At 66.9% G+C, this 6,247-nt stretch carries 6 protein-coding genes and 1 pseudogene; 2 read left to right on the top strand and 5 right to left on the bottom strand.

All coding sequences use genetic code 11. The features are described from left to right. Positions 1-33: 33 nt before the first annotated feature. Positions 34-384 carry a hypothetical protein gene (locus tag C1A33_RS17500; protein ID WP_207770355.1) on the bottom strand — a complete coding sequence of 117 codons (351 nt, stop codon included), beginning with the start codon at positions 382-384 and terminating at the stop codon, positions 34-36. A gap of 47 nt (positions 385-431) precedes the next feature. Beyond that, on the bottom strand, positions 432-755 hold the full coding sequence (locus C1A33_RS17495) for a recombinase family protein (protein WP_165818448.1): 324 nt from the start codon (positions 753-755) through the stop codon (positions 432-434). Between the two features lie 202 nt (positions 756-957). Between C1A33_RS17495 and C1A33_RS17490 the strand changes: the two genes are divergently transcribed. Next, a complete protein-coding gene (locus C1A33_RS17490) occupies positions 958-2,166 on the top strand; it encodes a helix-turn-helix domain-containing protein (protein ID WP_101832548.1) in 1,209 nt (402 codons plus the stop codon). Between the two features lie 366 nt (positions 2,167-2,532). Here the strand turns inward: C1A33_RS17490 and tnpC are convergent, their stop codons facing one another. From tnpC to C1A33_RS34240, 3 genes and pseudogenes are all read right to left on the bottom strand, one after another. Then, complete coding sequence (tnpC, locus tag C1A33_RS17485) at positions 2,533-3,699, bottom strand: IS66 family transposase (RefSeq protein ID WP_243407661.1); 1,167 nt, start codon at positions 3,697-3,699, stop codon at positions 2,533-2,535. Positions 3,700-3,829: 130 nt separating this feature from the next. After that, positions 3,830-3,955, bottom strand: a pseudogene (locus C1A33_RS36705) (hypothetical protein); the annotation flags it as partial. Between the two features lie 259 nt (positions 3,956-4,214). Beyond that, positions 4,215-4,820 carry a hypothetical protein gene (locus tag C1A33_RS34240; protein ID WP_133150710.1) on the bottom strand — a complete coding sequence of 202 codons (606 nt, stop codon included), beginning with the start codon at positions 4,818-4,820 and terminating at the stop codon, positions 4,215-4,217. A 388-nt stretch (positions 4,821-5,208) separates the two neighbouring features. Here C1A33_RS34240 and C1A33_RS34235 point away from each other — a divergent pair, with 388 nt between their 5' ends. After that, on the top strand, positions 5,209-5,937 hold the full coding sequence (locus C1A33_RS34235) for a hypothetical protein (protein ID WP_133150709.1): 729 nt from the start codon (positions 5,209-5,211) through the stop codon (positions 5,935-5,937). Positions 5,938-6,247: the final 310 nt, after the last annotated feature.

Below are 6,247 nucleotides of genomic sequence, written 5' to 3'. Positions count from 1 at the left end.
CCCAACACAAACGCCCAGCTCAGCGGACCGCTGTCACTCACCCGTGAATGGACACCTCTCCACCTCCCTCCTCATCCCCGCCAAGGCCGCCCGCACCTGGGTCAGCTCCCGCCGGAGGGCCTGGATCTCCTGGGCGCAAGGGGCGAGATCGGCGGTGGGCAGCCAGGCGGGCCAGGGGTGGACGGAGAGCTCCTCGTGCCCGACGCCGAGGAGGTCGGCGAGGCAGCGTTGGGTGAGGCGGTCGGGGGTGACGCTGCGGTGCTCCCAGCGCCAGACCTTCTGTCGTTCGCCAGCCATGCCGACGCCGTAGGCGCGGGCCCGGGCGGCGATGAGCCGGGCCAGCTTCTGGTAGCTCCAGCCGTGGGCGGCGCGGATGCGGGCCAAGGGGTGGAGGCTGGGGTCCGGGGCGCAGGGGTGCTGTCCGGCGGGGTTCACGCGGTCACCACGACGGCCGCGCCGAGAGCGGACAGGTGGGCGACGATGGCGGTGCGGACGCTTATGGCCGGGGAGAGGTGGTCGGCGGTGGGGACGAGGACGCGGGCGCCCTCGTACGCCTTCAGCTCCCGGATGAGCACCTCCAACCCGGGCCGCAGGAGGCTGCCGGGGATGATGCGGCGGTCGACGTAGACCTCGATGAGGTGCAGGCGGTGGGCCTGGGCGTAGGTGGTGAGGTGGTCGAGGTGCTCCTCTATCTCGGTTTCGTTGGCGTCCTGCGTCGCGATGTAGCCGAAGGCTGATGGTCTGGCTCCGGTCATGCGGTTGCCGCCCCTTTCTCCGGGTGGATTTGGGGTAATCCGTCCCCGGTGGCGCGGAACACGCGCACACTGGGCCTGGACACCCGGGACAAATCCTGGGACGGGTGAATGGGTCTCGGAACGGACGCGAAATCCCACCATGGGGTTACGCACCGTAACGGCCCTGACGCTATGTCCTAGGTTTGGAGAAGGGGCGCGCCGGATGGATGAGATGGCATTGGGTACCCGGCTGGCACAGATCCGGCGGCGGCGGTCGCTGACCCAGGCTCAGCTGGCGGAAGCCGCTGGCTTGTCGGTCGATTTGGTCTGCAAACTGGAAGCAGGCGCCAAGGATGGCGTTCGCCTGGGGTCGCTGCACGCGCTGGCCCGGGCTCTGGACATCCCGACGGCGGCGCTGCTGGAGGCGCAGGAGGAGCCGGTGATGGAAGCTTCGGATCTGGCGGTCTTGCCGCTGCGCCGGATGCTGGTACCGGGAGCGACGGCCCCGACGACGGAGGCCGCCTTCTCCCTGCCGGTCTTGCGGCAGCGACTCCTAACCGTGATCCGTGCCTACCACCAGGCCCGCTACACCGAGGCGGTCACCGTGTTGCCGGAGCTGGCGGCCGACCTGGCAGGCGCTGCGGCGGCCGGGGATGACGAGACAGCCCGGGACGCCCGGCGGCTCCTCTCCCAAGCCCTGATGACCACGGCTTCCGTCCTGATGCAGCTGCGCTACGAAGACCTGGCCTGCGAGGCGGTGCGGCAGGCGGCCGACGCCGCCCGGGCGGCCGATGACCCGGTCCTGGCGGCCTCGGCTGTGGACCGCTACCGCTGGGCCTTCATCCGCCAAGGACGGTTCACCGACGCCGAAGAGGTCGCGGTACGGGCGGCCGAAGCCATCGAGCCGAAGCTGTCCTCCGCGACCCCGGCGCACCTGGCGGTGTGGGGACGGCTGCTGAAGGGGGCGTCCGCGGCGGCGGCCCGCAACAACCGCCCGGCCCGGGCCAAGGAACTGCTGTCGATCGCCCGGGCCTCGTCCGTGCGGGTGGCCGACGAGCGCTTGGACTTCGCCCGCTACTGGGCGGCCTTCTCTCCCACGAGCGTGGACGCGATGGCGGTAGAGAACGCCATGACAGCCGGGGACGCGCCCCAGGCCCTGCACCTGGCCCGAGGGATAGAGCGGGACGAGAACCTGCCCCTTGCCACTTGGACACGGCACCTCCTGGCGGTGGCTGAAGCCCGTACCGCCACCCGGGAGTACGCCGGAGCCATCCGGGCGATGCAGGACATCCGGGCCCTGACGCCGGAGTGGCTGCGGCACCAGAAGTTGGCCCACCACGTCCTGACGGATCTGTTGGACGCCACGAGCGTGCGGCGGGCGAAGAGTTCCGGGCTGGCGGAGCTGGCGGGGTGGGTGGGGGTGAGGCCGTGAGAGACGAACAAGCATGGAAATGTTCTGCTTATTATGTTACCTTAGTGCAATATGAAGCGTACGAAGAATTCAAGTAAAAATGAGCTGCTGTATCGCGTCCGGCAAGTCGGTAGCGTGATGCTGGTGTTGACGGGCATCGTTGTAGTTGCGGTGGTTAACTCAATCTTCAACTATGAAGATACCTTCCTGTGGGCGCTTGGGTTGTTTCTGATAGTCGCTGGGTGTGTAGCGGCAAGAGGTTCGGGATTGCTGCATTTCTTGCTCGACCTTGTGCGCTCAGCATAATCGTTCGCCGCGCCCTCCTTCAGCGGCAGAGATCGCGCTAGGTAACTGGTCAGGTGTCTTTTGATCGACAGTGACGGTTAGTTACGCGGTAGCAGTGAGGGTCGGGCTGGTTTCGGGCAGCCAGGGACGGCCCGCGGTGAGGCGGGCGAGGGCGTCGAGCATGCCGAGGTCGTTCTTGCGGGCTGTCGACAGGTAGCTGCGCAGCGCGCAGAAGTGCCGGGCCCCGGCGAGCGAGCGCAGGCAGCCGGAGATCTTCTGCCTCAGCTTGACCATCCGAATGTCGCGCTCCGACCCATTGTTATCGGCCGGTACGGCCAGGTCGGTGAGGAACCGCAGGTAGTCGGCCTCGCGGGAGGCGAGGCGGTGGGCGAGGTTGTTCTCGGTGCGCATCGCCTTCGTGGCGCGGGCCGCGGTCTGGCTGATCCCGGCCTGCACGGCGCTGCGCAGCCGGTGACGGCCGTCGGCGCTGGTCGCGAGGTGGACGGCACCAAGGCCGGCGGCGCGGGCGTCGGCGGCGAGTCGCTGCAGGTCGACGAGGGCCTCGATGGCCTGGGTGGCCCAGCACCAGGCCGCCGGGTCCTCCCGCTCGGCGACCGCGACCAGTTCACGGACCACGTGTGCGCAGCAGAGCTGGTGGTCGGCGCTGAGGAAGACGTCGTAGGCCGCCCAGCAGTCGTGCACGAGCGTGCCGGTGAACGCGGGCAGGACGTCGGCGGCGGTGATACCCAGCCGGCCGCGGCGCGGGTGGATCGTGACCAGGGTCAGCCTGTCCGTACGGGCGCAGTGTACCCAGTGCAGCTTCCCCTCGACCCGCAGGCCGGTCTCGTCGGCGCCGAGCACGTCGGCGCGGGTGAGCAGGTCACGCAGCAGCGGCAGGAACGCCTTTTCGAGCGTGGCGGTCGCCCGCGCCTGGATCGCGACGATCGTGCCGGCCGACAGCCGGATCCCGAACAGCTCGGACATCGCCTGCGCGGTGCGGTCCTTCGAGAGGAACTGTCCGCCGTACAGATAGAGGACCAGGGCGCGGACCTGTTCGCCGTACTGGACCGGCGCGTCCACCCCGTGCGGCGCCGCCGCCCTCGTCCGGGCACCGCAGCCGGCGCACTCCCGCTCGAGTAGGCGGTGCTCGGTGACCGCCCGGCCCGCCGGGAGCACCACGTCGACGACCTGGCGGCGCTCGAGACCGGTCACCGGCGCGAGCAGCAACGCGTCCCCGCACCGCCGGCAGCACTCCGGCTCGTGCAGCACCGTCCGATCCGGATCCGCGACCAGCGCGAGCGTCGAGCCAGGATGACCGGGCTGGCCACCCGGCGACCGGCCGCTGTTCTCCCGGCGACTTCGGCGCCGGCTTGGCCAGCCCCTCGCTGCTCGGAGGCTTCGAAGAATTCCTCGAGTTCTTCCCGAGCCGCGCCTTCAGCTCCGAGATCTCCGCCGTCGCCTGCGCGAGGGCCTCCACCGCGTCCGCCGCCTGCCGGCGTGCCTCGGCCACTTCCTGGCGCAGCATGCCGATCAACGCCACGAGCTCGTCATACGACGGCGCAGGCTGATCGGCGGATGACACGCGATCAACCTACAGGGCGATCACTCACCGCGAACACCCCGCCCGCCACAGAGGATGCCGCCCACACGACCCGACCTGCGACAACGCTAAACGAATGAGATACCTGACCAGTAACCGCGCTAGTAGCCCGCGTTACCGGGTCTCGCGCTTGGCGGAATCGGAGCGCTGCACCGCCAAGCGCGAACCCGAGAACGGCTAGTAGCTAGCAGCGGTAGGAAAACATGGACTGCGTGTCCCACGGAACGGCACTGACTTGGAAGGCAATACACAGCCCTCGACTGTAGTACGACCTGGCGAAGATGCCGAGCGGCTGCCGAACAAGGGTATAGAGGGCAACACCGATGGCTCCAGGCGCCGATGGGGTGTAGGCCCCGTAGGCAAAGTTGTAGCTCGCGGTGCGACTCAGGTACATGGTGCACCGCGGCCAAGCGCATTTCAAAGTGTAATCACGAGGCGGCGCGGGAAAGTTGACGACCTTGCAGCCTATTTGCGGGTTCGCCGCTCCGGGCTTGTGGTTGATCGCGTACACGCAAATGGTATGATTTCCAGTTCCCCCATATGGAACCTCTGCGCGAAAGCCATGGTTCGGTCCGTACCCAGGGAAAGCGTTGGCGATATCGGGACGGTTGACACCCGCATTCGTCGCACCGATGAGCGTGCCATCGGCGTAGATATGGACATCGTTCGGAATCGTCGGAGCATCTCCCTGCAATGCCCACCCGGTCACACCAACGCCGCCAGACACGACATAGTAGGAATCGACTACCCCAATGGGGTTCCCGGAGGCCGCTGAAGCGGAACCGGTCATGCCGAGAATTAGCACTCCGGTGACTATCGCCGTGCTTAGTAGACTGAGAATCTTACGAGACATTGCAAGCGCCTTTCTCGGGTGCGCGGTGGGTCTTCGTTCTCGTCCTGTGTGTTGTGCGGGATTCAACCGTCCCTCATTTCCCGGTGCTGTGCGGGGTAGATCACCGTCCTGCGGACGCTAGAGGTTGCAAGCGCCGGCGCGGAAGGCACGGCTCGTCCCAGGTCCGTCCCACGGGGGCTGGGACGCTGGGACGGCTTGGGATGGCCGGTTGCAGTACCCGGAGTGATGGTCCGGTGGCGGTCTCGCTACAATCCACGCCAGCACAAGCATGATCGGGGGCGGGGGCGCTATGGCTGGGGACGCTGATCGGGCGGCTCAGAAGATCGTGGAGGACTTCGCTGCGGACCTGGCGGCATTGCGGCAGCAGTACGGGAATCCGTCCTACGCCGCCATGGGCAATGTGGTCCGGCATATGAAGGACGTCGAAGGCTCCAAAAGCACGTTTGGCCGGATGTTCCAGCGGCCCACGGGTATTCCGTCCGCCGAGCACCTGCGCGGTTTTCTCATCGCGCTGGGACAGAGGGACCTGGTTGACGAGTGGGAAGGGCGGCGGCAAGCGGCCCAGGCTGCCATAGAGGCAATACGTAGACAGCCTGAAAGCACCCTGCCCGAGGAACAAACGCAAAACAGCCCAGCGATCACAGCACGAGAGTTGGTCTCCTCAGCGGAGCCGCGTCTGCCGCATCAGCAACCTCGACGTTGGCGGCCGTTTACCCTGGGCCTCGTTTGTGCCGGGATCATCACGTTTCCGCTGGGCTTTGTAACCGGCAAGGCAAGCACGGCAGCACCGGCGAGCGTCGCGCCCGGTGCGGTACGGGGGAAGCCGGATATACAGGCCGCCTGTGACCGGGACTATGGGAAAGGCCGAATCGCGACCATTACTAATCCCGATAGCTCTTCCAGTTGGGAATGCCTGGCACCGGGGACGGCACCGGAGCCGGGCAAGAATGGTGTCGCGATCTCCGATCAGTGCGCCCGGCAGTGGCCCGGCTCCGAAAGCCGGGCCCTGAGCGATCGGGACCCGTGGTCGTGGCGGTGTATTCAGCGGGGGTGAAGCCATCCGCAGGGAGGCTCCGCCAACGCCTACCCGTCGGCCAGCAGCTCCAACGGATCGACCTCGATGGCGGCGGCCAGCCGCTCCACCGACCGCAGGGTTAGATTCCGCAGCCCGTAATGATCTCCTGCACTTACCGGACGCTGGTGCGCCAAGACGGAAGATTGATCAAGATTCAGGACAGGCTCTAACTAAGAGCTATGCACGACGGAAAATTGCTGAAAAAAGGGCGGCTTTACGCCGCCTTATTTTTTAGTAACTGGTCAGGTCTCGTAGATCGTTTGTTTTTCGTTCCCCGGCCGGCTGGGAC

It is taken from the genome of Frankia canadensis, assembly GCF_900197875.1.
Lineage (GTDB): Bacteria > Actinomycetota > Actinomycetes > Frankiales > Frankiaceae > Frankia > Frankia canadensis.
This window is presented reverse-complemented; position numbering and strand designations above follow the sequence as displayed.

Coding starts and splice junctions, on each gene's coding strand:
- C1A33_RS17495 (WP_165818448.1), bottom strand. CDS start 755: ATGACCGGAGCCAGACCATCAGCCTTCGGCTACATCGCGACGCAGGAC.
- C1A33_RS17490 (WP_101832548.1), top strand. CDS start 958: ATGGATGAGATGGCATTGGGTACCCGGCTGGCACAGATCCGGCGGCGG.
- C1A33_RS34240 (WP_133150710.1), bottom strand. CDS start 4,820: ATGACCGGTTCCGCTTCAGCGGCCTCCGGGAACCCCATTGGGGTAGTC.